Origin of the sequence: Pseudomonas sp. NY15356 (assembly GCF_048068175.1) — a bacterium.
GTDB lineage: Bacteria > Pseudomonadota > Gammaproteobacteria > Pseudomonadales > Pseudomonadaceae > Aquipseudomonas > Aquipseudomonas putida_K.
The window spans coordinates 1-470 of sequence record NZ_JBLUPW010000087.1; the positions used below are offsets into that span (position 1 = coordinate 1).

1 pseudogene is annotated in these 470 nt (G+C 64.9%); it reads left to right on the forward strand.

Annotation, left to right across the window (positions count from 1 at the left end):
- Window positions 1–470, forward strand: a pseudogene (locus tag ACNFCI_RS24035) (RHS repeat protein); the annotation flags it as partial.

A 470-nucleotide genomic window follows, 5' to 3' on the forward strand; every position in this document is an offset into this window, starting at 1 on the left:
CGCTTCTGGCGCAACCAGAAAGTGGTGCCGGAAAACACCTACAGCTACGACAGCCTCTACCAACTGGCCAGTGCCACGGGCCGCGAAATGGCCAACGCCGGCCAACCAGGCCGCCACCTCCCGCACATCACTCCCTTCGACAACACCACCTACACCCCATACACCCGCACGTACCGCTACGACACCGCAGGCAACCTGCTGCAGGTCCGTCACAGCGCCCCCGCGACGAACCACAACTACACCACCGACATCACCGTCAGCGACCGCAGCAACCGGGCTGTGTTGAGCACCTTGACGAAGGACCCGTCGGCGGTCGAGGCGCTGTTCACTCCGGGCGGGCAGCAGGCCGTGCTGCTGCCGGGGCAACCCCTGGCCTGGACCATGCGTGCCGAGCTCGAGCAGGTCGTGTCGGTGAAGCGCGAAGGTGCTACGGACGACGGTGAAAACTACCGTTATGACAGCCGTAGCCA